This is a genomic window from Streptomyces sp. WZ.A104 (assembly GCF_002382885.1).
In the GTDB taxonomy this organism is placed as follows: Bacteria; Actinomycetota; Actinomycetes; order Streptomycetales; family Streptomycetaceae; genus Streptomyces.
This window is the reverse complement of record NZ_NWVL01000023.1, coordinates 72987-95344: the sequence shown is the minus strand read 5'-3', so window position 1 is coordinate 95344 and position 22358 is coordinate 72987. Positions and strand designations below refer to the sequence as shown.

At 72.4% G+C, this 22358-nt stretch carries 22 protein-coding genes, 1 pseudogene and 1 riboswitch; of the genes and pseudogenes, 8 read left to right on the top strand and 15 right to left on the bottom strand.

Annotation, left to right across the window (positions count from 1 at the left end; genetic code table 11):
• Nucleotides 1–3 precede the first annotated feature (3 nt).
• Nucleotides 4–858 (bottom strand): transglycosylase SLT domain-containing protein, encoded by an 855-nt coding sequence (locus CIB93_RS15110; RefSeq protein WP_096627333.1) that lies wholly within the window; start codon nucleotides 856–858, stop codon nucleotides 4–6.
• A 3-nt stretch (nucleotides 859–861) separates the two neighbouring features.
• Nucleotides 862–1051, bottom strand: a riboswitch (cyclic di-AMP (ydaO/yuaA leader).
• 451 nt (nucleotides 1052–1502) lie between these two features.
• Here CIB93_RS15110 and CIB93_RS15105 point away from each other — a divergent pair.
• A complete protein-coding gene (locus CIB93_RS15105; protein WP_096627332.1) occupies nucleotides 1503–2864 on the top strand; it encodes an FAD-dependent oxidoreductase in 1362 nt (453 codons plus the stop codon).
• 84 nt (nucleotides 2865–2948) lie between these two features.
• On the opposite strand, the gene CIB93_RS15100 is transcribed toward CIB93_RS15105, so the two are convergent.
• Both CIB93_RS15100 and CIB93_RS15095 read right to left on the bottom strand, forming a co-directional pair.
• Nucleotides 2949–5624: a SpoIIE family protein phosphatase gene (locus tag CIB93_RS15100; protein ID WP_257002201.1), complete on the bottom strand. Its 2676-nt coding sequence runs from the start codon at nucleotides 5622–5624 to the stop codon at nucleotides 2949–2951.
• 87 nt (nucleotides 5625–5711) lie between these two features.
• Complete coding sequence (locus CIB93_RS15095) at nucleotides 5712–6326, bottom strand: hypothetical protein (protein ID WP_096627331.1); 615 nt, start codon at nucleotides 6324–6326, stop codon at nucleotides 5712–5714.
• 200 nt (nucleotides 6327–6526) lie between these two features.
• Between CIB93_RS15095 and CIB93_RS15090 the strand changes: the two genes are divergently transcribed.
• The 5 genes and pseudogenes from CIB93_RS15090 to CIB93_RS15070 all read left to right on the top strand — a co-directional run.
• The gene (locus CIB93_RS15090; protein ID WP_096627330.1) at nucleotides 6527–8092 is read left to right on the top strand and encodes a transcriptional regulator; all 1566 of its coding nucleotides are present in this window, start codon (nucleotides 6527–6529) and stop codon (nucleotides 8090–8092) included.
• 89 nt (nucleotides 8093–8181) lie between these two features.
• Complete coding sequence (locus CIB93_RS15085; protein WP_096627329.1) at nucleotides 8182–9189, top strand: PHP domain-containing protein; 1008 nt, start codon at nucleotides 8182–8184, stop codon at nucleotides 9187–9189.
• Nucleotides 9190–9685: 496 nt separating this feature from the next.
• On the top strand, nucleotides 9686–10474 hold the full coding sequence (locus CIB93_RS15080) for a hypothetical protein (protein WP_257002200.1): 789 nt from the start codon (nucleotides 9686–9688) through the stop codon (nucleotides 10472–10474).
• 233 nt (nucleotides 10475–10707) lie between these two features.
• Nucleotides 10708–11196, top strand: a complete 489-nt coding sequence (locus CIB93_RS15075) for a hypothetical protein (protein WP_096627327.1) — start codon at nucleotides 10708–10710, stop codon at nucleotides 11194–11196.
• 105 nt (nucleotides 11197–11301) lie between these two features.
• Nucleotides 11302–11424 (top strand): annotated as a pseudogene (locus CIB93_RS15070) (hypothetical protein); the annotation flags it as partial.
• Nucleotides 11425–11432: 8 nt separating this feature from the next.
• Here CIB93_RS15070 and CIB93_RS15065 read toward each other — a convergent pair.
• Nucleotides 11433–11630, bottom strand: a complete 198-nt coding sequence (locus CIB93_RS15065) for a DUF6381 family protein (RefSeq protein ID WP_096627326.1) — start codon at nucleotides 11628–11630, stop codon at nucleotides 11433–11435.
• 134 nt (nucleotides 11631–11764) lie between these two features.
• A complete protein-coding gene (locus CIB93_RS15060) occupies nucleotides 11765–12970 on the bottom strand; it encodes an aromatic acid exporter family protein (RefSeq protein WP_096627325.1) in 1206 nt (401 codons plus the stop codon).
• A gap of 116 nt (nucleotides 12971–13086) precedes the next feature.
• Here CIB93_RS15060 and CIB93_RS15055 point away from each other — a divergent pair, with 116 nt between their 5' ends.
• Together CIB93_RS15055 and CIB93_RS15050 are read left to right on the top strand one after the other, a co-directional pair.
• Nucleotides 13087–13281: a DUF6480 family protein gene (locus tag CIB93_RS15055; protein WP_096627324.1), complete on the top strand. Its 195-nt coding sequence runs from the start codon at nucleotides 13087–13089 to the stop codon at nucleotides 13279–13281.
• Nucleotides 13278–13946, top strand: a complete 669-nt coding sequence (locus tag CIB93_RS15050; RefSeq protein WP_096627323.1) for an endonuclease — start codon at nucleotides 13278–13280, stop codon at nucleotides 13944–13946. Before CIB93_RS15055 ends, CIB93_RS15050 begins: the two co-directional genes overlap by 4 nt.
• A 116-nt stretch (nucleotides 13947–14062) precedes the next feature.
• Here CIB93_RS15050 and CIB93_RS15045 read toward each other — a convergent pair whose 3' ends face one another.
• The 10 genes from CIB93_RS15045 to CIB93_RS15000 form a co-directional block, all read right to left on the bottom strand.
• The gene (locus CIB93_RS15045) at nucleotides 14063–14242 is read right to left on the bottom strand and encodes a hypothetical protein (protein WP_096627322.1); all 180 of its coding nucleotides are present in this window, start codon (nucleotides 14240–14242) and stop codon (nucleotides 14063–14065) included.
• 88 nt (nucleotides 14243–14330) lie between these two features.
• Nucleotides 14331–14720: a hypothetical protein gene (locus CIB93_RS15040; protein ID WP_096627321.1), complete on the bottom strand. Its 390-nt coding sequence runs from the start codon at nucleotides 14718–14720 to the stop codon at nucleotides 14331–14333.
• A 146-nt stretch (nucleotides 14721–14866) separates the two neighbouring features.
• Nucleotides 14867–15607, bottom strand: a complete 741-nt coding sequence (locus CIB93_RS15035) for a hypothetical protein (protein ID WP_096627320.1) — start codon at nucleotides 15605–15607, stop codon at nucleotides 14867–14869.
• 70 nt (nucleotides 15608–15677) lie between these two features.
• Complete coding sequence (locus CIB93_RS15030; protein WP_096627319.1) at nucleotides 15678–15872, bottom strand: hypothetical protein; 195 nt, start codon at nucleotides 15870–15872, stop codon at nucleotides 15678–15680.
• A gap of 117 nt (nucleotides 15873–15989) precedes the next feature.
• Nucleotides 15990–16868: a phosphatidylinositol-specific phospholipase C/glycerophosphodiester phosphodiesterase family protein gene (locus tag CIB93_RS15025; protein ID WP_096627318.1), complete on the bottom strand. Its 879-nt coding sequence runs from the start codon at nucleotides 16866–16868 to the stop codon at nucleotides 15990–15992.
• Nucleotides 16869–17194: 326 nt separating this feature from the next.
• Nucleotides 17195–17869 (bottom strand): ABC transporter ATP-binding protein, encoded by a 675-nt coding sequence (locus CIB93_RS15020; RefSeq protein ID WP_096627317.1) that lies wholly within the window; start codon nucleotides 17867–17869, stop codon nucleotides 17195–17197.
• A complete protein-coding gene (locus CIB93_RS15015; RefSeq protein ID WP_096627316.1) occupies nucleotides 17862–18863 on the bottom strand; it encodes an ABC transporter ATP-binding protein in 1002 nt (333 codons plus the stop codon). Before CIB93_RS15015 ends, CIB93_RS15020 begins: the two co-directional genes overlap by 8 nt.
• The gene (locus CIB93_RS15010) at nucleotides 18860–19717 is read right to left on the bottom strand and encodes an ABC transporter permease (RefSeq protein ID WP_096627315.1); all 858 of its coding nucleotides are present in this window, start codon (nucleotides 19715–19717) and stop codon (nucleotides 18860–18862) included. The genes CIB93_RS15015 and CIB93_RS15010 overlap by 4 nt, the downstream gene beginning before the upstream one ends.
• Entirely contained in the window at nucleotides 19710–20675 is a 966-nt protein-coding gene (locus CIB93_RS15005) for an ABC transporter permease (RefSeq protein WP_096627314.1), read from the bottom strand. Before CIB93_RS15005 ends, CIB93_RS15010 begins: the two co-directional genes overlap by 8 nt.
• Nucleotides 20676–20698: 23 nt before the next feature.
• Nucleotides 20699–22315, bottom strand: a complete 1617-nt coding sequence (locus CIB93_RS15000; protein WP_096627313.1) for an ABC transporter substrate-binding protein — start codon at nucleotides 22313–22315, stop codon at nucleotides 20699–20701.
• Nucleotides 22316–22358 lie beyond the last annotated feature (43 nt).

Sequence of the window (22358 nt, the reverse complement as noted above, 5' to 3'; positions counted from 1 at the left end):
CGGTCAGTAGGCGCCGAAGACGTTGTCGATCGAGCCGTAGCGGTCGGCGGCGTAGTTGCACGCGGCGGTGATGTTGGCGACCGGGTCGTAGCTGTCGGTCGAGGTGCCGGGCACGTGGTAGGCCTGGAAGGTCGGGTCGATGACCTGGAGCAGGCCCTTGGACGGGGTCCCCTTGGCGGCGTTGGAGTCCCAGTTGTTGATGGCGTTCGGGTTGCCGGAGGACTCGCGCATGATGTTGCGGTGGATGCCTTCGTAGCTGCCGGGGATGCCGCGCTCGGCCATGATCGCCAGCGACTCCTTGATCCAGCCGTCGAGGTCGTTCGTGTACGCGGTCGGCTTCTCGGCGGCCGGGGCGGCCTTCGCCACCGGGGCTGCGGCGCGCTCGGAACGGTCGGCGCGGTCAGCCGACTCACCGCGGGCGGCGCTCGCGGAAGCCTTGCCGGACTTGTTCTCCGACGGGGCGGCAGCCTTGGCTCCGATGGTCAGCGTGAGACCCGGGTGAATGAGGTCGGGATTACCGCCGATGACCTTCCGGTTCCCTTCGTAGAGCTTCTTCCAGCCGCCGCTGACGGAATATTCGCGGGCGATCTTGGAAAGGCTTTCCCCGGCCGCCACGGAATGCTTGGCGGGCGCGGCCTTCACGGTGGCCCCGGAAGCGGCCTTGGCGGCGGAATTCGCCTGGGCGGCCACGGAGACCGGGGCCACGGCCTGCTGCTGGGCGGCCGGGGCGGGGGCCGCGAAGGCGGTGGTGGCGCCGATCACCGGGAGGGCGAGAACGGCTCCGCCCGTGGTCACAGCGGCGATGCCGCGGCTCAGCGAGGTGGACTTGGGACGGCGGTGCTTACCCTGTGCGGGCATGGGGAATTTCCTCTCCGGCGCCTGCGAGGTGAGCTGTCGGGTTCAGACGGGAGATGTCTGGCCGCATGGGCATGCGACTTCACCCCAAGCCGTTCCGGTAACGGTTCGGCGACTTACCTGGGTCCCCCGCTCCTGCCGTACGTGAGTGGGTTTCGGATTCCCGGACGGCGGCAGGATTCGGCGTTCCATCCGGATTGACGGTGACGGTAGGCGAGAAACGCCGAACAGAACAAGCCCCGCATTCCGCATTGCTGTTTTTCCACATGATCGAAACAGGGGATCTCCGTCGAGGGCCGCACCGTCACCGCGTCAACTTTCTTCGCGCAGAAGGGAACCGAACCCTCCGGATCACCGTCCGCGTCCCACGACGTGACGCTCACCACGTCCACCGGAGATGGCGAAAACACGGGCGGGCAAAAGCCTCAAGCACCCCAATAAGCCTTTTATGGATGAGAGTTTCCAAAGGAGGTAAATCGACCATATCGACATGATGAAATGGACTTATCGGGCACACTGGCCAGGGCCGGTCGAAGGGCTCGCCGGGCGATCGCTTACGGTGTGGGGTGGAGACTAGTAAGCCAACCCTTACCTCCGACGTACGCTGTACCTGCCCGCGTTCGCCCGCCCCGAAGGAACACCACGCCATGACACGCCCCGTCCGCGTCGCCATTGTCGGAGCCGGCCCCGCCGGTATCTACGCTGCGGACGCGCTGCTCAAATCCGAGGTCTGCCAGGACCCGGGGGTCTCCATCGACCTCTTCGAGCGCATGCCCGCGCCCTTCGGCCTGATCCGTTACGGCGTCGCCCCCGACCACCCCCGGATCAAGGGCATCGTCAAGGCCCTCCACCAGGTGCTGGACAAGCCGCAGATCCGCCTCTTCGGGAACGTCAGCTACCCGAACGACATCGGCCTGGACGACCTGCGCTCGTTCTACGACGCCGTGATCTTCTCCACCGGCGCCGAGGCCGACCGGGCGCTCGACATCCCCGGCATCGAACTGGACGGCTCCTACGGCGCGGCCGAGTTCGTCTCCTGGTACGACGGTCACCCCGAGGTCCCCCGCACCTGGCCGCTCACCGCGGAGAAGGTCGCCGTCCTCGGCGTGGGCAACGTGGCGCTGGACGTGGCCCGGGTCCTGGCCAAGACGGCGGACGAGCTGCTGCCCACCGAGATCCCGGACAACGTGTACCAGGGCCTCAAGGCGAACAAGGCGCTGGAGGTGCACGTCTTCGGGCGGCGTGGCCCGGCGCAGGCCAAGTTCAGCCCGATGGAGCTGCGGGAGCTGGACCACTCCCCCAACATCGAGGTCATCGTCAACCCCGAGGACATCGAGTACGACGAGGGCTCCATCGCGACCCGCCGGGAGAACAAGCAGGCCAACATGGTCGCGCAGACCCTGGAGAACTGGGCGATCCGCGATGTCGGCGACCGCCCGCACAAGCTGTTCCTGCACTTCTTCGAGTCCCCCGTCGAGATCCTCGGCGAGGACGGCAAGGTCGCGGCGCTGCGCACCGAGCGCACCGAGCTGGACGGCACCGGCAATGTCCGGGGCACCGGAGAGTTCACCGACTGGGACGTCCAGAGCGTCTACCGCGCCGTCGGCTACTACTCGGAGGAGCTGCCCAAGCTCCCCTTCGACGTGGCCTCCGGCACCGTCCCGCACGAGGCGGGCCGGGTCATCTCCGGGGACGAGCACATGGCCTCGGTCTACGTCACGGGCTGGATCAAGCGCGGTCCGATCGGCCTGATCGGCCACACGAAGGGCGACGCAAACGAGACGGTGGCCTGCCTCCTGGAGGACCGCGCCGCCGGCCGGCTGCCCGAGCCGGCGACGCCCGCCCCCGAGGCCGTCGAGGCCTTCCTGGAGGACCGGGGCGTGCGGTACACGACCTGGGAGGGCTGGCACAGGCTGGACGCGCACGAGCAGGCGCTCGGCGCGGCCCAGGGCCGGGAGCGGATCAAGGTCGTGGAGCGCGAGGGCATGCTGAAGGCCTCGGGCGCCTGATCGCCGGCCGGGCACCTCGGGCGTCGGACCTGACCGGCGGCCGGGCACGTCCCGGCGGACACCGCCCAGCCCTGGTCGGGGCCCTCACCGGTCCCGACCGGGGCTGACGTCCGTCCGGGCCGGACTCGGGGCCGCCGTGCCGTCATCGGTGCGGGGTCGGCCCCGGGCCTCGGTCGTGCGCCCCGACTCCGTACCCCGGAACGTCCGCCACAGGTCCGGTCCGGGGGTGTGCGCCTCTGCGGGCGGACGGACCGCCGAGGTCCCGGCCCAGCGGGCGGCCAGCAGAAGCGCGATGTCGTCGGGGCGGTCGATGGCCGCTCGTGCCTCCCCGATGACCTGGTCGGCCGTGTCGGCCAGCGGGACGGCGCCGATGCGTTCGACGGTGGCGCGCAGCCGCTCGATCCCCTCGTCGATGTCGGTACCGGGGCGTTCGATCAGGCCGTCGGTGAAGAGCGCGAGCATGGCGCCCGGTTCGAGCCGCATCTCGGTGACCGGATAGGCCGCCTGCCCGTCGATCCCGAGCACGATGCCGCCGGGCAGGTCCAGCACCTCCGTCCGGCCGTCGGGCCGTCGCAGCACGGGCTGCGGATGCCCCGCCCGTACGACCCGGGCCACCCCGGTCGCCGGGTCGAGGGCCACGTAGCAGCAGCTGGCGAACTGGCCCGGGTCGAGGTCGATGAGCAGCCGGTTCGTCCCACTCATCACCTCCTGCGGATCATGGTTGCTCAGCGCGAACGCCCTGACCGCACTGCGGAGTTGCCCCATCGTCGCGGCGGCGGCGACGCCGTGGCCCTGAACATCGCCGATGATCAGGGCGAGTTCGTGACCGGTCTCGATGACGTCGTACCAGTCGCCGCCCACTTCCATGCCCTGGGTGCCGGAGAGATGGCGCCCCAGCGTGTCCACCCCGTCGACCTCCGGCAGCCGGTGGGGCAGCAGGGCGTCCTGGAGTCCGCGGGCGAGGGCCGACTCACTGTCGTAACGCTGGGCGCGCTGGAGCGCCTGCGCGATGAGCCCGGCCAGCGCGGTCAGGACCGTGCGCTCCTCCGGACTGAAGCCGCGGGGCCGGTCGAAGCCGAGGATGCAGGAGCCCACCGGCCGCCCCGAGGCGATCAGCGGCAGGAAGGCCCGGGCCCCGACGTCCGCGTCCATGGGGATGCCCGGGTAGGCCTCGGCCAGGCGCTGCATGGACTCGAAGAAGATCGGGCGGCCGGTGGTCAGGGTCTCCACCCCGGGAATCCTGACGTCGAGCCCGACCCCGTCGAAGCGGTCGAGGAAGCCCTTGGGAAACCCCGTCTCCCACGCCAGGTGCAGATGACGCTCGTTCAGCAGATAGATGGCGAGCTGGCGGCCGCCGAACGCGGGCAGCAGTTCCTCCGTGACCACCGCGGAGACCTGACGGGCCGTGACCGCCTCGGTCAGCGCGATGGCGAGGGCCACCGGTCGGTAGAGCGCGGAGGAGCGGTCGGCGGTGGAACCGATGCCCAGGCCCGGCGCGGTGACGGATCCGGGGGCGTAGGCAGGCCGGTCGGTCGCCTGGAGGACGACGCTCACCCCGTCGTGGCCCGGATACAGGGAGACGGACAGCCAGCGGGAGGGCGGGCGGCGGGCGAGGAAGTGGACGGGCTCGTCGGCGATCAGGGCGGCCCGGTAGTGGTCCTCGTACGCCTCGTGCCCGAACCACGGCAGGGCCTGCCACACCAGGCGGCCGACGAGCTCCGTACGGGAGTGGCCGAGCAGCTCTTCGGCGAGGCCGTTGGCATAGGTGATCCGGCCGAGCCGGTCCAGGGAGAGGACGCCCCGGGGCAGCCGGTCGGCGGCCTCCGGCTCGACGGGGCCCGCGCCCAGGTCGACCAGGAACCCGGTCAGATGGCTGGAGTCCGCGTCGCCCTGCGGATGGGTCCAGCGGCCGGAGAGCTCCAGCAGATGGGACCGGCCGTCGGGGCCGCGCAGCCGCATGCGGCGGACGACCGGTTGTGCCGACTCCACCGTCTGCCGGGCCAGGGCCCACAACCCGTACACGTCCTCGGGGACCAGCCGTGCGGCCAGTGCGTCGACGGTGCCGGGAAAGGCTGCGGGCTCGAAGCCGAGGATCGCGCACAGTTCGTCGTCGGCGGCGACCTGCCCGGAGTGCAGGTCCCAGTCGAAGCGGCCGACCCGCACCGGGGGCGCGGTGGCGGCGGGCAGCTGCACGGGGACCGGCTCGCTCTCCCACACGCAGTCGATGCCCCGCCGCTCCAGATCGGTGAGCGCGTCACCGAGCCGCTGGCCGTGCCGGTGGAGCCGGTCCCCGTCGGCCGCGGCGATCGGCCGCCCCGGGGTGGAGGCCCGCAGAACGGTCAGTACGCCCATGCTGCCGAGGGGCCCGGTGACGGGGACCCACAGCGAACCGAACGGGAACGGCAGCCCTGCCATCAGCTGTGGGAAGCGGCGCATCGCCTCCTCCGCGTCGGCGAGCAGTACGGGCCGCCCTGAGCGGTAGGCCTCGGAGACCGGGAAGGGGCGGTTCACATGCATCCGCCACCAGGGCCGGAACAGCGGGCCCGGCAGTCCGGCGAGTACCGCGAGGCGCAGCAGCCCCGGCGTCCCCGTGCGCAGGTACACCCCGCCCGCGTAGCCGTCGGACGACTCGACGGCGCTCACCAGGGACTGTGCGAGGACGAGGGAAAGCTCGTCCGGTACGCGGCCGTCCTCGCCCGCCCCGTCCGTGTCCCCGCTTCCGGCGGGCGGGGTGTGCCGGGTCGTACCGTGCCGGGTCACACAGCCAGGATGCTCCCGGTCAGGGGGGCCTCGCACCTCCGGCGCGACCGGCCGCCCCCCGTCGGCGGCCGGTCGCGGGTGCGGGGGTCAGTACAACTTGGCGACGGCGGTGCGGGTCGTCTTCCTGAATCCCTCCAACGGCGCGCCGTCCAGATCGCCGAGCTGGCCCCACTCGACGACGGTCACCGCGCGGCCGTCGCGGCCCACGGAGTAGAGGCCGATGTCGGTGGAGCCGACCTCCGGGTAGGAGGTGTCGATGCTGTAGACGTGCGCGCCGTCCGCCACGTTCACGCGGCCGTGGTAGAAGGCCTCGCCCTCCAGCCCCGGGTCCTGCTCCTTGAGCCGGTCGAGGCAGGTCTCGAACGAGGTCCGCAGCTTCGCCGCGAGCGCCTTCGCCTTCGCGGCGGTGGGGGCGACGGTGATGATCTGGCGGGCGCCGGTGTCCAGCTCGGTACGGAATTCCCGGTGGCGGGTACCGGCGGCCGGGGTGGTCTCGCCGGTGCACACGGCCCCGTACTCGGGCAGGCCCTTGCGCACCGGGCCCGCGGTCCACGGGGTGTGGGACGCGGGCAGCTCCTCGGCGCTGAGGAACTTCGGAGCGGGGGCGGGGGCGGGAGCCGCGGCGGCGGGCACGGAAGCCAGCGCGGTGGCGGCCAGGCCCGCGGCTGCGGCGGTCAGGAGTGCGGTGCGGATCATCTGCATGGTGAAGCTCCCCGTTCGGGCGGTCGGTCGTGTTCCCGTACGGGAGTCGTAGGGGAACGGGCACCAGCCTGGGCGGCCGCCCAGGCTCCGGACAAGCACGACACTGCTTCCGGCCGGGCTGGAACCGTCCCACCCCCGGTGACGTGGGTGTTTCCGGAGGGCTGGAACGCCCTGGGACGGCTGTGAGGAGGGCGAGCGGCTTGAGCGAGGGTGACGAGGCCGAGGGGTGCGCGCGTGACGCACTGGCGGAGCGGCTGAACGCGCTGCGGGAGGGCTCGGGCCGGACGTATGCCTCGCTGGCCCGTCGCGTCGGGGTCAGCGGATCGACGCTGCACCGCTACTGCACCGGACGGACGGTGCCGGCGGAGTTCGCCGCGGTGGAACGGCTGGCCCGGCTGTGCGGAGCGCCGGGCGGGGAACGCGAGGCCCTGCACCGCCTGTGGCTCCTGGCGGACGCGGAGCGCCTCGACCGGCAGGGGGCGGGAGACGCTGCGGCGGAACCCGTACGGGAGACCCCCGGCGCGGGGCCGCACGTCGGTGGGGAGACAGACGCTGCACGGGAGACTCCCGGCGCTGAGCCCACCGCCGGTGGGGAGACAGACGCTGTACGAAAGACTCCCGGCGCGGGGCCGGTGCGGGCCGGGGAGCCCGGGACGGTGGCGAAGGCCGCACGTGAGAGCTCCGCGCCGGGACCCGGCGACGGCGAGGGGCCCCGGCCCTCGGCGTCGTACGGCGCCGAGGGCCGGGCCCTCCCGGCCGCGCCGGGTCGCTCGCGGCGGGTGCGCCGGTACGGGCAGGCGGTCGCCGCCCTCGCCGCGGCCGTGGCCGTCCTCGCCCTGGTCACGGGCTTCGGCGGGACCCGGTTGCCGTTCCTGCCGGGGCAGGAACGGCAACCGTCGGCGGCCCAGGGGCCGGGCATCCCCCCGGGGGGCGTCCCGGAGCCGTCCGCCACGGACGGCACACCCGCACCCGGGACACCGTCAGGCGCTCCGTCGCGCGGTCCGTCGGGCGGTCCCCGGTCGACAGCGCCGCCCGGGGTCGCACGGCAGGAAGGGGTACCCGGGCCGCCGGGGTCCTCCCCGGGGCCGGGGCCGGACCCGGGGACCGGAGCCGGGCGGGTGCCGTTCACCTGGACCAGCGACGACCAGGTGTGGAAGTCCGGCTGCGGCCACTCCTATCTCGTCGACCGCGCGCCCGCGGCCGTCCCGCCGCCCCCGGTCGAGGCCGACGGGGCAGCCTGGGCGAAGGCTCTGGGCGCGGTGCACGCCGGCGACACCGGGGTCCGGATCACCGTTCAGGGCCGGGACGAGCGGGCCGTGGTGCTGGAGGCGCTGCGCATCCGGGTCGTCGAGCGGGGGGCGCCCGTCGGGGGCCGGGTGTACCGGATGAGCCCCGGGTGCGGCGGGGCGCTGACCCCGCGGGTGTTCGACGTCGACCTCGACGTCCCCCGTCCCGTGGCGCGATCGGTGCCGGGCAACGACTCGGGCGTGCCGATCGAGGCGGTCGCCTTCCCGTACCGCGTCTCGGCCTCGGACCCGGAGGTCTTCCTCGTCACCGGCCGCACGGTCCGCTGCGACTGCTACTGGTTCGCCGAGCTGGTGTGGAGCAGCGGGGGCAGGTCCGGGGCGGTGCGCATCGACGACGACGGGCGCCCGTTCCGTACGAGCGGGGCGCGGGGGCGGCCCGTCCACGACTACGACACGGACACCGGGCGCTGGGTCACACGGGAGGAAGCCGACGAGGCGGAGGAGCCGCCGTCCTCCTGACGCGGTGAGCGGCATCGCGGAGGCGTACGGGCCCGGGTGCGGCCATGCTGGTGACAGGCGGCGCGCGCACGGCTGGAGGTGAGGTGCGGATGGACCCTGTCACCGCTCTGCGGCGGATCGCTTTCCTGCTGGAACGCTCGCAAGCCTCCACCCACCGGGTGAAGGCCTTCCGGACGGCAGCCGCCGTCGTGGACGCGATGGACGACGGGGAGGCTGCCGAGCGGGCGGCCGCGAACTCCCTGGAGAGGGTCGCCGGGATCGGACCCCGTACGGCCGAGGTGATCCGCGAGTCCCTGGCCGGTGCGGTGCCCGCCTATCTGGACCGGCTGGAGCGGGAGGCCGCGGCGGAACCGGTCCCCGAGGGCGGCCGGGAACTCCGCGCCCTGCTGACCGGCGACTGCCATCTGCACTCGAACTGGTCGGACGGCGGCAGCCCGATCGGGGAAATGGGCCGGACGGCGGCGGAACTGGGGCATGCGTGGTCGGTGCTCACCGACCACTCGCCCCGGCTGACGGTGGCGGGCGGCCTGTCGCCCGATCGGCTGCGGCAGCAGCTCACGGTGGTGGAGCGGCTCAACGAGGAGTGGGCTCCGTTCCGGCTGCTGACGGGCATCGAGTGCGACATCCTGCCGGACGGTTCGCTCGACCAGGAGCCCGAGCTGCTGGAACGGCTCGATGTGGTGGTGGTCTCCGTCCACTCCAAGCTGCGCATGGACCCTGGCCCGATGACCCGGCGCCTGGAGGCGGCGGTGCGTCATCCGCAGGCCAATGTGCTCGGCCACTGCACGGGCAGGCTCCTGGACGGTCGCGGGAGGCCGGAGTCGCGGTTCGACGCGGGCCGGGTTTTCGCCGCCTGTGCCGAGGCGGGGACGGCGGTGGAGATCAACTGCCGCCCGGAACGGCAGGATCCGCCCCTGCGGCTGCTGCGCGAGGCCGAAACGGCGGGCGTGCTGTTCTCGATCGACACGGACGCGCATGCTCCGGGGCAGCTGGACTGGCAGCTGTCGGGCTGTGCCCGCGCCGAGGAGTGCGGGATCCCGGCCGAGCGTGTGGTGACGACGTGGAGCGCGGAGCGGCTGCTGGAGTGGGCCGGGTGACGCGTACGCACGGCACGTGCGGTGCGTACGGTACGCAGGCAGCGACGACACCCGCCCCGGGCGGGACCGGGACGCGTGTGCACGGGGACGCGGCGCGCGCGATGGCTGTACTGCGTACGCGAGGGACCATACGCACGGGAACACGTGCACAGACTGGGATCTCCACCGAACCCGGGGCGGTTCAGGTGCCCGCCTGGCGTGAAGGAATCGTGGTCAAGTCCTGTGCCCGGGCCAAGACTTCCACTCTGTCACGCCCATGCCCGACGCCGTTCCTCTGAGGTACGAGGTAGCTGGAAGCGGCTCCGCGGGTCATGGTGTTCCTGCGGTGCCAACAAGGAACACCGCGACGGGGGAGGGAATTTCCATGAAGCGCGTGTTCGCTTCAGTGTGCCTCGTCATGGCTGCGTTGTCCGCCACGACCGGGTGTACCGACAGCAACGGGACAAAGGCCAAGGGGCTCTCCCGGGCCGATGGGATGAACACCGAGCAGGGGCGCGTGTCACGCCCTGTCCGCGAGCTCACCCACGCGGACCAGCTTCGCATCGATGACGCAGTCCAGCGGCTGATCAGCAAGTGCATGGAGCGACAGGGTTTCACCTACCACGAACGCAGGCCACTGACCCTGGAGGAGAGCCGCCCGACCGGCTATGTCCAGGATGATGTGGCGTGGGCCCGCAAGCACGGCTATGGCAGCCGCATCGCCGAGAAGAGCAGCCGCGCCCGGGCGACGGACCCGAACATCGCCTACCGCAAAGGCCTCTCCGCTGAGCGTCGCAGGGCCTTCGACACAGCGCTCGACGGCGGCCCGACGGCCCGGGTCATCGTCGCCGACGTCCCAGGCGGAGGCACGATCCGCAAACGCGCCGACGGCTGCATCGGCGAGGCCGAGCGGAAGCTGTACGGCGATCTGGAGACTTGGTTCGTCGCCGAGAAGGCCGCCGACAGCATCCGGCCTCTCTACGTGGGAGAACTGCTGGCGGACAAGAAGTTCGCCCGCGCGGTCCGCGCCTGGTCCCGTTGTATGCAGAGCGCCGGGCATCCCTATCGGGACCCGGGCGAGGCCCGGCAGGCAGCAGGGCAGGCAGACTTCGGGACCGAACTGCGTATCGCCGTCGCTGCCGCCACCTGCGCTCGCCAGACCTCGCTGAAGACAGTTGGCCGACAGCGGGAGGCCCACTACGTCGATCAGCTGAGGACCGAATTCGGGGGCGCCCTGGACACGGCCCAACGTCTGCGGCACCGGGCCCTGACCCGCGCCGAGCAGATCGTCGAACCGCGCGAGTGACCGGTCGCGCTCCCCGCGCGTCACCTTCCCTCCTGCCCCGCCTCGGCGATGTGGAGCCGCGCACCGGTGCGCCCCGAGCAGTGCGACCGACGCGGCCGACGCGGCCGATGGAAACGGCATCGGCTCGCGGCAGACCCGGAGGGCGTTCCCTCCCCCTACAAGCCTCCGCGCCAAAGGGCGCGGATCCCCTGCCCCGAGTGAGGCAGGTCGGCAAACAACCAAGGAGTACAGACATGCGCAAGGTTGGTGCAGCATTCGCCGCCTTCGGCTTGGCAGCCCTGGGCCTCACCGCCTCGGCCGGCACTGCTCAAGCCGCGGACGGCTGCAACAGCAAATGGCCGGGCCGCGACGGCTACGTCCGTGCCTGGGACGGCAAGGACTGCCAAGGTACCCTCCTGGGCGGGACGCAGGGGAACGACGGCGACTGGGGCGATGGGGCCGGCGCGTTCCGGGGGTCCGACGACAACAGGGCGTCGTCCGTCATGAACAGCGGCTACTACGGTGGCAGGGACGTCGTCGCGTTCTACTGGATCGGGGACAATTCGGAGCCGTGGAAGTTCGGCTACGGCTGCCTGAAGCCGGGCGAGTTCTACGTGGACGACCTGAGCCGTAACCGGTTCACTCCGGCCCCCAGCGGAACTCGCTACAACATGAACAACTCCATCTCCTCCCACCGCTGGGTAACCGCCGGCGACTGCCGCGCGGGCAGCTTCATCAGCTGATCCTCGCGCTACCGCCGTACAGCAGGCTGGGCCGCATCTCCGACCGGGGTGCGGCTCGCCTCTGCGTGATCGTCTGGCTCACCGGTTCGACAGTACGACCGGCCGCCGGACGAGCGGGGCGACCCGATGCCGCCGCTGCGGTGGACGACGAAGTCGACCCGGCGCCTGGCCGCCGAGCCGACCCGGCAGGGCCACCGGGTCTCGGTGGATACGGTCGTGTGCCTGATCGGCAAGTCCTACCTCCGCGGTCTCGGGGTAGATTCCCCCGCCGCCGTCGAGTTCTGCTGCTCGCTCCGGTCCCGGATCGTCCGGGACTTCTTCGCCAGCCGCTCCCTCTCCTGCGGGTCGCTCGCGTGCTCCGCGGCCTCGGCGAGCTGCTGGGCCTTCTCACGCATCTGCCGAGCCAGGTCGGCGGGTTCGTCCGAACCGCTCATCACCACTCCTTGGACGCTGGGGGCGCCGGGGACGCCGGGGACCACTGCCCCCAAGCGAACCAGTGACCGGCCGCATCCGCATCCCGCGCCGCCCGCCGGCCACGGCGGAAGCGGGGTGCCGGGCCCGGCGGCGGTCAGTCGGGCTGCCTGGCCAGCCGCTTCAGCAGGGCGCGCAGCCGGGGGTGGTGCGCGTGGGCCTCGGCCGAGCGGCGGTCCAGCTCCTCGCCCAGGCGCTTGGTGCGCTCGTCGATGTCGAGTTCGGCGAGCACCCGGTCGATCTCGGCGAGCAGTGCCCCGTGCAGCTGCCACTGCCGAGGGTGCTCCTGGACGTCCTCCAGAAGCAGGTCCGCGACCCGGTCGCGGGTGGCGCGGCTGCGTACGAGGGCGTCGGCGAGGCGTTGCTCCGCCTCCTCGGCGTCGGCGGCGAGCTGGGTGGTGACCAGGACGGCGAAGCTCTCGATCGCCTCGGCGAGCCGGCCGAAGAGCTCCTGGAGCAGCTCCGCCACATCGGCCGGGAACAGCGACTCCTCCGTACGGGCCTTGGCGAGGTCGGTGAGGGTGCGGGAGAGGACCCGCAGCACGACCGCGCAGATCTCCAGGGTGTCGAGCCCGGACCGCAGGACGACCCGGTGGAGCAGCCCTTGTCTCACCCTGGGATTGAGGGTGAGACTTTCCTCCGCCCGGCGCAGGGAAGCGTCGACCTCGACGATGTCGTGGTCGAGCCTGCGGGCCTCGTGGAGCCGGGCGGCGGCCCTGGGTACGGGGTTGTTGCCGACCACTTCCTCGCCCATGCTGCGGAGCATCGTGCCCATACGGGTGGCCAGCGACTCGATGGAGGAGCCCGCCGTCCTCACCCAGACCGGCGGGGCGAACACCAGGTTGAACAGCAGGCCCACGACGGCGCCGATCAGCGTCTCCCAGACCCGGTCCCAGGCGGTGTCGGCGACCTGGGAGACACCGAGCACGAGCATGGCGCTGATCGCCACCTCGGGAACGAACTCGTTGACCCGCACCAGCCGCCCGATCAGGAGCGAGGTGAAGATGGTGAGGCCGAGGCTCCACCAGGTCAGCCCCACCAGGGAGCTGAAGGCGATGGCGATGAGCACACCGACGACGACGGAGTTCACCCGGCGGACCCCGGTGGTGAGGGTCGCGTACAGGGTCACCTGGACGACCAGGAGCGCGGTGAGGGGCGCGGTCAGCGGGGCCGGCTCGGGCAGCGTCCACACGGCCGCGGAGTAGGCGATGACGGCGGCCGCCGTGGACCGCAGGGTCTGTACCCCGAAGGGTTCCGTGGTGCGTTGCACAAGTTTGACGACAGGGGCGGAGACTCCAGGCATTCCTTGGCGGTGCCCCGATCTCCAGGCGTGGCAGCGCTTCTCCCCCGCCGGTGCGCCCGTACGGCCCTGCACCCGGACGGCGTGCGCGCGGAAGCGTACGGAGAGACCCTGGAGGTATGGCTGTTTCGCACTCCCAAGAACTGCGTCCTCCCGGTGAGACCCCACCGGCCGAGGGCTCCATCAGCGAGGCCCACGAGGAACGCGCGGACGGCGGCCTCTGGGAGCACCCGGCCGTGTGGACCGGCCTGATCGTGGTGGGCGCGCTGGTGGTCGCCGGGTTCTTCATCGCCCGGATCTTCGGCTACGGATGAGCTCCCGGGTGTCCGCGGCGGCGCGGCGGACCACCGACGCGCTGCTGGCGGAGTGCGGGCGGACGTACGCGGCGGAGGCGGGAATCCGGCTGCGGGACACACCGCAGCCCCTGTATCAGCTCCTGGCGCTGAGCCACCTGCTCAGCGCACGCATCCGCGCCTCGGTCGCGGTGGCGGCCGCGCAGGCGCTGTTCGCGCACGGCATGCGCACTCCGCGCCGGATGGCGGAGGCGACCTTGCAACAGCGGGTCGACGCGCTGGGCGAGGGCGGCTACCGGCGCTACGACGAACGGACCTCCACCCAGCTCGGGGAGGGTGCGGAACTCGTCCTCGACGTCTGGGGAGGGGATCTGCGGCGACTGCGCCGGGAGGCCGACGGCGACGGCGAGAAGCTGCGGGAGGGACTCCAGGGGGTCCGCGGCATCGGACCGGCCGGAGCGGACATCTTCGTGCGCGAGGTGCAGGCGGTCTGGCCGGAGACCGGACCCTGGATCGGCGCGAAGGGAATCCAGGGCGCCGAGCGGATCGGTCTGCCCACCTCCCCTGACAGGCTGGCGGAGGTGGCGAGGGGCCGGGACGGGGCGGCGTTCGCCGCGGCCCTGGTCCGGGTGGCCCTCGACCAGGACCTCGCCGACGCGGTCAGGGAGAGGGCACGGATCGACTGAAGGTCCGTCGATCAGCGAAAGGGCCGCCCGTACCGCACGCGGCGCCAGGGGGTGTCCGGCGGATCATGACCGGGTCCGCCGGACACCCCTGCGGGGCGGCCCCATACGCACCGGCCTCAGCCGTGGGAGGCACTCCGCGCTGCGCGCGCCCGGGCCTCCTCGCGGCGGGCCTCGGCCTGTTCCCTTCTGCCCTCGGCCTTCATCCGCTCGTTGTCGAGGGCGATACCGTCCGCTTCCTTGATCATGCCTTTGAGCCTCCGCGCCTTGGCGCGGGCCATGTCGGTGTTCTTTCCCACAGCTGCCTCCATGGCGCGAGGGAGATACGCGCTTGTCCCTCCACTATGCGTACCCGCGCGGCGGAACGCAGGGGCCGCGGCCCGGCGGCTACAGCAGCGGCTCCTCGCCTTCGTCCGGCCCGCCGCCCTCGACCCGCAGGGCGAGGTCCTGGAGGACGTCGGCCGAGGACACGTCCGTCTGCCCGGAGTCGTGGACCTGTGCCAGCATCGTGAACGCGAGGGTGAACGCGCTCACCAGCTGTTCGACCGCGCCGCCCACCTCGCGTCCGACCACGGCCACCACATCCTCGACGGAGAAGTCGTCGGGGATGGCGATGTGGGGCATTGTCTCGTTCAGCAGGGCCGTGACGGCGCCCGCTCCCGCGTCCAGGTCTTCCCGTTCGAGGTCCGCCTCCAGCAGGCGCTGCATTTCGCGCGCCTCTGTGAGGATGCCGATCACGCGCTTCACGACTTCCCGTTGCTCCATGGGCGCGAGCATAGGGCGTACGGCCCGGGCACCACGTCCGGTCCGCACGCCCGTACCCCGGGCGGTGTCGCGGAAGGCGACGATGCCGTTCGGGCTCCCTCTCGTGCAAGCGGCAACCGTGATCAGCCCGACCGGCCGCGCGGGCACCCCGTGGCCGCTCAGCGCGGCGGGATCCGCTTGCGCGAGCGGCTGTCCCGCATCGCCTGGCGGATTTCGGCCGCGGTGGCACGCGCGCGCTCCGGGGTGGCGGTGTGGTCGGCGACCGAGGTGACGAAGCGGTGCAGGGGCTGACGGCAGCGGGGACAGGCCGCGTCGGTGGTGAGCAGGTACCCGTCCTCGCACTGCCGGTCGGAACACGAGCCGGGCCGCAGCAGCTGTTCGGCGATGTCCTGGGCGCTCCAGCGGCGGCGGCCGTCCTCGTCCAGCTCACCCAGCGCGTGGGCCCAGCGCAGGTTCCAGCGGCGTTCGATGCGCTCGCGGAGCTGGCCGGCGCTGCGGGTGGCGATCTCCTGGTGGATGAGGTCGTGGACGGTGCTCGGCACGCGGCCGCCGAGCGCCTGGAGGAGCTGGGGCGGCAGGGCCTGGAGGACGTAGCCGCGCGGGTTGCTCCTGGCGCTCTCCCGCCAGCGGTCGCAGCCGCAGGACCCGTCGGGCCGCTTCCGTGCGTGGCAGCGGCCGCACAGTCCGCGGCACTCGGCGCACAGTCCGCCGTCGAGCCCGTCCAGATGCGGGGCGGGGGCCCTGCCGCACGCGTGGCAGCAGGCCGCGCACGGACCGCAGAGCCGTTCGTTGCCCGCCTTGGTGGTCCAGATCCGCATCTGGCACCGGCAGCAGAGGCCGGTGTCGCAGTGCTCGTGGTGGGCGGCGCCGGAGTGCCGGCCGGGAGGCGGAAAAGACATCTGCCCATTGTGCGGGATCCGCCGGTGCGCTCGCGGACGATCCCCCACCGCTCCCCGGAACCCGCCGCTGTCAGGGGTGCAGGCTGCTGACCAGGTCGGCGGTGGCGCCGACGCCGTCGTGGATCGTCGGCGCCATGCTCGTTCCGGCCAGGAAGAAGCCGAGCAGGGCGCAGACCAGTGCGTGCGAGACCTTCAGACCGCCGTTGCGCAGAAAGATCACCGCGAGGATCACCAGGAGCAGCACCAGTGAGATCGAAATGGCCATGACCAACCTCCTCCGCCGCGCCTGTTTTGCGGCATTCGGCCGCCAGTGTGGCGTAGCGGAGGGACCGTTCGGCGGACTGGCGTGTCCGCCGAACGGGTACTTCCGGGAGGTGACGCGTTACGGGGTCGGGCCGACGTCCCGTCGGGCGCGCAGGAAGCGTCGCAGCCCCGCCAGATCGTCGGTGTTGAGGTGGTCGACCCCGGCGGCCAGCAGTTCGGTCCAGACGGCCGTCCGCTCGGGGCCGGGCAGGTCGGGCGTGGCCCAGAAGCGGATGCGGCGGCCTTCGCGGTGGGCGGCGGCGACGAGGGTGCGGAGCCGGTCGCGCTCGGCCCGGGGGAAGGGGCCCGCGCCGAGCCAGCCGAAGGTCTGGGTCCAGTTGGCGCTGACGAGCGGGGCGAAGGAGGCGGGGGCCGGGGTGCCGAGATCGTCGAGGCGGCCGTCGTAGAACGCGTAGCGGGTGCTCTGGGCCTCCATGGGAACGCGGGCGGCCCGGTCGCCGGAGATCACGGCGGTGACCGCCCCGGGATGGACGCGGCCGTGGCTGCAACGGGTCAGGATGCGGCGGTGGCGGCGCAGCTGCCGGTCCAGCTCGCGGTAGGCGGCGACGCCGTCGGCCTTGATGTCGATGAGGAGTTGCAGCGGGGCACGGTGGCCCGGGTGGACACTGCCGTGCCCGGCGCGGACCAGGGCTGCCAGCGGGTCCAGGTAGAGCGAGGCGAGGGTCCGGGCGGGGTCGAGCCCGGCGGGCTCATGGGCGACGAGCAGCTCCCCGTCGACCAGGAAGATGTCCGCCTCGACGCTGGTGAACCCGTGCGCGAGGGCGTCGAGCAGCGGGCGGGGGTGCAGGTAGTCGTTGTGCGCGTGGGCGTGACGTAACGGACGCGGGCCGCGTGGGCGGGCGGGTGCGGCGGTCGCCGTCGCGGTGGGGACGGCGACGCCCGCGGCGGCGGTGGCGAGGGCGACGGTGAGCGCACGGCGGCGGGTGGGGTGGGCCATGGAGACTCCCTGAGCGGACGGGCGAGGGGACAGAGGAGGGGGACGGTCGCGACGAGTATGGAGGCGCACCCGCCAATACGTCAGGTACCTGACATTAGTTCGGCGATGCTTCACGCCCCGGCCACCTGTGCCCCGCGTCTCCCGATGGACGCGTTCCGCGTCGACTCAGCTGCCCTGACCTGAGGTTCCACGGATCTTCCGCACTCCGTGCACGCCCTTCACCATGGCCGTCACACGCCCCGGCGGGGCGTCGCCGCTGCCGGAGAACCCGACGGACGAGTCCCTCAAGGGCTGACGGCAGCAGGCGCAGCAGGCACCAGAGCCCTTCACCCGGCAGGAACGCTCTGCGCGCTCCGCTCGCCCCAGCGCACCGTACGGTCGCACCAGCGCTCCAGCAGCACCCGGTCGTGGCCGACGGCCAGCAGGGCCGCCCCGGAGTCGGAGCGGTAGCGCTCGACCACGGCGACCAGGGCGGCCGTCGTGGACGCGTCGAGCATCGCGGTCATCTCGTCGCAGATCAGCAGCCGGGGCCGCAGTACCAGGGCCCGGGCCAGGCAGGCCCGTTGGAGCTGGCCGTCGCTCACCGCGTGCGGGCGGCGCTCCAGGAGTTCGTCGGAGAGGCCGACCAGCGGGGCGAGTTCGGCCACCCGTTCCGGGACCTCGTGGCGGCGCCCGGTGGAACGCAGCGGCTGGGCGATCAGCTCGCGGAGGCTGAGCCGGGGGTCGGCGGAGAGCCGGGGCTGCTGGAAGACGACGCCGATCGCCGTGCGCTGCTCCTGCGGGGCGCGGTGCCGCCAGCCGCGTACCACCGTGCCGTCCAGGGTCATGGTTCCGGAGTCCGGGCGGTGGAGGAGGGCGGCGACCTTGGCCAGGGTGGACTTGCCGCAGCCGCTGGGGCCGAGGAGTCCGACCGCTTCGCCCGGGCCGACGTACAGGGAGACCTCGCGGACGACGGGGTCGCGGCGGTCGTATCCGGCGGTGATCCGGGTCAGCTCAAGCATCGGCGGACTCCTTCGTCGGGGAGTGTGCGCGCCCGGTCAGCCCGTGGTGGCAGGCGAGGTCCGCCGTGAAGGCCGGGCGTTCGCCGGTGCAGCGGGCGTCGGCGTACGCGCAGCGGGCGGCGAAGGCGCAACCGTCGGGCAGCGCGCCCAGCTCCGGGGGCATGCCGGGGATCGGGGCGAAGTCCCGTTCGGGCAGGGCGTCCAGGAGGCCCTTGGCGTAGGGGTGGCGGGGGCCCGGGGCGCCGAAGAAGCCGGGGGCGTCCGCGATCTCGACGATCCGTCCCGCGTACATCACGGCGACCCGGTCGGCGATGCGTTCGGCGGCGGCCAGGTCATGGGTGATGATCAGCAGCGCCCGGCCCTCGTCGGTGTGGCGGCGCAGTTCGTCCACCGTCCGCACGACGAGGTCCCGGTCGAGTCCGGTGGTCGGTTCGTCGGCGAGCAGCAGCGGGGCGTCGCCAATCAGGGCGAGGGCGGTGGCGGCGCGCTGGGCGAGGCCGCCGGAGAGTTCGTGGGGGTAGCGGTCGAGGTGGCCGTCGGGGAACGAGGCGCGGGCGGCGGCTGCCACGGCCGCCTTGTGCAGGGCGCTCCCCCTCGCCCCGGTCAGCTCCCGCAGCGTCTCCTCCAGCTGGGCCCGCACGGTGCGTACGGGCGTGAGGTGGGCGGCGGGGCTCTGCGGTACGAGGCCGATGCGCCGTCCCCGTACCGTACGGGCGAGGGTGCGTTCGTCGGCGGTGAGCAGGTCCGTGTCCCCGCCGAGGACGGCGCTGCCGGTGGTCTCGGCGTTGGCGGGGAGCAGCCCGAGCAGGGCGGAGGCCAGGACGGACTTGCCGCAGCCGCTCTCGCCGACCAGGGCCAGGCACTCCCCCGCCGCGACGGAGAAGCGGGCGTCGCTGACGGCGGCGATGTCCCGGCCGCCGCGCATCCGGAAGCGGACGGAGAGGTTCTGGACGTCGAGGACCGGCGCACCGGTGTTCTCGCGGTCGTCGGTCACAGCATCAGCTCCGATTTCCGGCGCGGGTTGATCCGGTCGCGCCACGCTCCGGCGAGACCGGCCAGCGCAAGGGTCGGGATGATCAGGAAGAGGCCGGGGAAGAGCGTCGGCCACCAGTCCCCCGCGAGCAGCGAACCGCGCGCGGACTGGACGAGGTTGCCGAGGCTCGCCTGATGGGCCGGGAGCCCGAGGCCGAGGAAGGACAGCGCGGACTCGTGCCACATCGCGTGCGGCACCATCAGCACCGCCGCGAGACCGGCCTGCGGGAGCACCCCGGGCAGCAGGTGCCGCACGATGACCCGGGTGCGCGAGGCCCCGCCGGAGACGGCCGCGTCGATGAAGGGGCGCGAGCGCAGGGAGAGCACCTCGGAGCGGACGATCCGGGCGGTCGAGATCCAGTGGGTCAGGGCGACCGAGACGACGACCGGCCAGACGCCGGGCCGGAACATCGCGACGATGAAGATGCCCAGCAGGAGATGCGGGATGGAGGACAGGGCGTCGACGACCCGCATCACGACGCGGTCCGGCCAGCCGCCGAACGCCCCGGCGAGCGCACCGATCGCGGTGCCGATGACGGTGGCGGTGAGGGCGGCGACCAGGCCGACGAGCAGCGAGACGCGGAGTCCGTAGACACAGCGCAGCAGCAGGTCGCGGCCGACGTCGTCGGTGCCGAAGGGGTGGGCCCAGGACGGCGGGTGGAGCTTGTTGGAGAGGTCGACGGCCTGCTGGTCGAGCTGGGCCAGCGGCGGCACGATCAGGACGGCCAGCGCGACGGCGGCGACGATCACCACGGAGGTGACGACCCGGACGCGGCGGGTGGTGCGGCCCGGCGGGGCGAGTGCGGTCTCAGCCATCGAAGGCCACCCGGGGGTCGGCGAGCCCGTAGAGGAGGTCGGAGAGCAGGTTGCCGAGCAGGACCGCGGCGGTGGCGAGCACCGTGAGCGCGGCGAGCAGGGAGAAGTCGACGGAGGTGGCGGCCTGCACGGTGGCGGCGGCGATGCCGGGCCAGCTGAAGACGGTCTCGATGAGCAGGGCGCCGGTGATGAGTTCGGGGACGCGGGAGCCGATCAGGGTGAGCATCGGCAGCATCCCGGAGCGCAGCGCGTGGCCGAGGAGCACGGTGCGCTCGCTCAGCCCCCGGGCGCGGGCACCGCGGACCGGGTCCTCGGCCAGGGCGTCGGTGACCCCTTGCCGTACGTAGAGGAAGAACCACGGCAGCTGGGAGACCCCGAGGACCGCCGCGGGCAGGACGAGGTGGGAGGCGACCTGGCCGAAGGTGATGGTCTCGCTGGCGGTGTCGGTGAGTCCGCCGGCCGGGAGGACGTCCAGCTTCAGGGCGAAGACCCAGATGGCGAGCAGCCCGAGCCAGAAGGCGGGGGCGGCTTCCAGGGTGTACGCGGCGGAGCTGACGCCCCGGTCGAGCCAGCCACCGGGCCTGCGGGCGGCGAGGACGCCGAGTCCGGTACCGAGCAGGATCGCGATGAGGAAGGCGGTGGCGGCCAGCAGGACGGACCAGCCCAGGCGCTCCGCGATGACGTCGGCGACGGGCTGGCGCATCACGCTGGAGTCGCCCAGATCGCCCTGGAGGGCCGAGGTCAGCCAGTTCCACCAGCGGGCCACCAGCGGCTCGTCGACGCCGAGGTTGGCCCGGAGCTGGTCCAGGTTCTCCTGGGACGCGGTGAGCCCGGCGGTGCCCGCGTACGCCTTGACCGGGTCGAAGGGGGACGCGGCGGCGACGGCGAACACACCGAAGGTGACGGTGAGGAGGACCGGGACGGCGAACAGGGCCCGCCGTCCCGTCATCCGTGCCATCGGCCCCCAGGGGAGGCGGCGGCTCACTTGTCCGTGCCTCCGGCGCTCTCGGTCTTCCACTTCTCGACGTTCCACCAGGGGCCGGAGGCCAGCCCGTGGTCGTGCGGCTCGACCTGGGTGGTGAGCGCGCCGAAGCGGTCGTCGACGACGTAGAGGTGGTCGATGTGGGTGAGGAAGGTGTAGCCCGGGTTCTTCACCAGCTCGCGCTGGACGGTGTCGTACGCCTTCTTCCGCTCGGCCGGCTCGCCGCTCCTGCGGCCCGCCTCGATGGCGGCGTCGACGGCCTTGTTGTCGTACCAGGCCATGTTGTTGAAGCCGTCGCCCGCGAGGGAGGACTTCAGCAGGGTGTACTGGTCGAAGTCGGGGTCGGCGGGCGATCCGCCGCCCGCGAGAACGGCGTCGTGCTTCATCCGGGGCTCGATGACCTCCCAGGTCCCGGCCTCGGTGCGGATGTCGATACCCGCCTTCTTGGCGTCGGAGGCGTAGGCGAGGGCGTGCTCCTGGCGGAGCTTGTCACCGCTGAGGTACCAGAGCGGGAACGCGGCGCGCACGCCGTCCTTGACGCGGATGCCGTCCTTGCCGGGCTTCCATCCCGCCTCGTCCAGGATCTTCTTCGCGGCGGCGAGGTCGTGGGGGCGTTCGGTGCCCTTGGTGAACCACTCGCTGTCGGTGGGGACGGGCCCGTAGGCGGGCCTGCCGTCGCCGTTGAGGATGGCCTTGACCATGGTCTCGCGGTCGACGGCGACGTCGAGGGCGCGGCGTACGGCGGTGTCGCCCGCGACCTTGTTGTGCGTGGGGAGCGTCACCGTGCGGTAGTCGTAGGTGGTCGCGGCGTAGGTCTTCTTGGCCTTGTCGTCGGCGAAGCCCTTGGCGAGGTTGGGCGGCAGGATCGCGCCGTCGAGGTCGCCGGAGCGCAGCCGGGTGGCGCGCACGTCGTCGTCCTTGATGATCGCCATGGTGAACTTCTTCACCTCGGGCTCGCCGTCCCAGTAGTGGGGGTTGGCGGTGAAGCTGAGCTTCTCGCCCTTGGACCACTTGGTGAGGACGTAGGGTCCGGTGCCGATGGGCCGGGTGGTGAAGGCCCCGGTGTTGACGTCCTGCTTGCCCGCGATGTGCTTGGGGGCGATGGCCAGGACGGTGCGCTGGGCGAAGGGCGCGTAGGGGTACTTGAGAGTGAAGACGACGGTGTCCTCGCCCTTGGCCGTGACGTCCTTGACGGCGTCCAGCTCGGCGCGGGAGGCGTTGTTGGTCTTCTCGTCGAGGATGGTGCGGTAGGTGAAGACGACGTCCTCGGCGCTGAACGCCTCGCCGTCGCTGAACTTCACGCCCTTGCGCAGCTTGTACGTGTACGTGAGTCCGTCGGCGCTGACCTCGGGAAGCGCGGCGGCCAGAGCCGGGCGGAGCTGCATGTCCGCGTCCAGGGCGAGCAGCCCGTCGAAGATCTTGGAGTTGCCGTCCTTGCCGTAGCCGAGCAGCGGGCTCAGGCTCTCGGGCTCGTAGGCGATGCCGACGACGGCCGAGGTGGAGCCGGTCGCGGAGCCGCCCGTGGAGCTGTCCGGGTTGGAGCAGGCCGCCGCGGTCAAGGACAGTGCGGTCACCAGCGTGGCGGCGACCGCCCCCCGTATCGATCGGGCCGTCATACTCTGCACATCCCTGTTCAAGATCGACTGTTGTTGCGAACAG